The 1,758-nt window shown below is 74.2% G+C and carries 2 protein-coding genes and 1 pseudogene; 2 read left to right on the forward strand and 1 reads right to left on the reverse strand.

The genetic code is table 11. From position 1 onward, the window contains the following. Positions 1 to 762 (reverse strand): type I methionyl aminopeptidase (gene map / locus CCN29_RS32535; protein WP_086686112.1); only part of this gene is annotated, 762 nt, incomplete at its 3' end. A gap of 32 nt (positions 763 to 794) precedes the next feature. Here map and CCN29_RS32540 point away from each other — a divergent pair. Together CCN29_RS32540 and CCN29_RS32545 are read left to right on the forward strand one after the other, a co-directional pair. Continuing rightward, positions 795 to 1,082, forward strand: a complete 288-nt coding sequence (locus tag CCN29_RS32540; RefSeq protein ID WP_006135019.1) for a helix-turn-helix domain-containing protein — start codon at positions 795 to 797, stop codon at positions 1,080 to 1,082. A gap of 123 nt (positions 1,083 to 1,205) precedes the next feature. Further along, positions 1,206 to 1,758, forward strand: a pseudogene (locus CCN29_RS32545) (hypothetical protein); the annotation flags it as partial.

Here is a 1,758-nt window from a genome sequence, read left to right on the forward strand (position 1 = left end):
CGCCGTCAGGACGCGCGGCCCCGCCTGTGTGATCGCGACCGTGTGTTCCGTGTGGGCCGCGCGGGTGCCGTCCGTGGTGCGGAGGGTCCAGCCGTCCGGGTCGGTGCGGTAGGCGTCCCCGCCGCCCGCGATCAGCATCGGCTCGATCGCCAGGACCATGCCGTGCCGCAGCGGCAGTCCGCGTCCCGGCCGGCCCTCGTTCGGCACCGGCGGGTCCTCGTGCATGCGGCGGCCGATGCCGTGACCCCCGAAGTCCTCCATGATCCCGTAACCCGCGCCACGGCACACCGTGCCGATGGCATGCGCGATGTCGCCCATGCGGTTGCCGACCACGGCCGCCTCGATGCCCGCCGCGAGCGCCCGCTCGGCCGTCTCGACCAGCCGGACGTCCGCCGGGCGCGCGGTGCCCACGACGAAGCTGATCGCCGAGTCGCCCGCCCAGCCGCCCCGTTGGGCGCCGCAGTCGATGGACACGAGGTCCCCGTCATGCAGCCGGTACTTCGTCGGGATGCCGTGCACGATCGCGTCGTTCACCGACGCGCAGATCACGGCGGGGAACGGGGTGAGCGCGAACGTGGGCCGGTACCCGAGGAACGGCGACGTCGCGCCGGCCGCGTTCAGCACCTCCCGGGCCACCTCGTCCAGCTCCAGCAGGGAAACGCCCACGTCGGCGGCCTTCCGTACAGCCGTCAGCGCCTGGGCCACGACCTGGCCCGTCTCGTACATGGCATCGATCGATGCGTCGGTCTTCAGCTCCACCATGCCAATTACTATACCGGTATTAGAATGGTGTCATGGTGCGCACCCCCTTGACCCCGGAAGAGCGCGAACGCGGCGAGCGGCTCGGCCGGCTGCTGCGCGAGGCGCGCGGAGCCCGCAGCATGACCGACGTCGCCGCGAACGCCGGCATCTCCGCGGAGACCCTCCGCAAGATCGAGACGGGGCGGGCGCCGACCCCCGCGTTCTTCACCGTGGCCGCGCTGGCCGGGGCGCTCGGGCTGTCGATGGACGAGCTGATCGGGCGCTGCGCGCGGGAGGCCACGGGCGCGCCGGGCGCCCCGGACGCGACGATCGCCGCCTGAGCGGGGCGACCGGCCCGGTCCGGGCCGCCCCGCACCCCCGCCGGAAAACTCTGCGTAGCGTCGCTGTAACACGCCAGGTGTTATCTACGGAGTCGAGTACTCCGGGACTGGCGGGAGTTGGCTATGGCGACGGAGCAACTCCCGGACGGCGTCCGGGAGTTCACGGACCACCTACGAGGTCTCCTGGCGCGTCTGGACCGGTACACGGGCTGGTGTCTGGTGTTCTGGCAGCGCGACCCCGACGGCATGCGCGCGTGCGCCGAAGGGCGGGAACTGCCGCCGTGGGACGTGGTGGAGTCGCTGCTCCAGGACCTCGCCGCCGTCCACGGCCCCGCGGCCGCCGAGGCGGAGCTGCCGCGGGCGCGCTTACTGCACGCCGGGGCGACGGCGGCGTACGACGCGCGGCCCGGCGCCCGGCAGGCACTGCGCGACCGCCTCGACGTGATGCTGCGCGAGCAGCGGTACGCGGCGGACCGCCGGGCCGATCTGACACACCGCCTCGCCTCCGCGGCCGGGCAGGAGGACGCGGACGTCCTGGCCGCCGACCTCGCCTGGGCCGAGGACGACCACCGCCGAGCGACCGCCCGCTGCGCGGAACTCACGGCCCGCGTGAACGCCCTGGACGCGGCCACGCAGGGGGCCGCCTCCCCGCACCCCCAAGGCCGCTACGCCCCCC

The sequence above is a fragment of the Streptomyces pseudogriseolus genome, assembly GCA_002154585.1.
GTDB lineage: Bacteria > Actinomycetota > Actinomycetes > Streptomycetales > Streptomycetaceae > Streptomyces > Streptomyces pseudogriseolus.

Bases quoted from the DNA above. Each gene is read 5' to 3' on its own strand.
- CCN29_RS32540 (WP_006135019.1), top strand. From the start codon at position 795: ATGGTGCGCACCCCCTTGACCCCGGAAGAGCGCGAACGCGGCGAGCGG.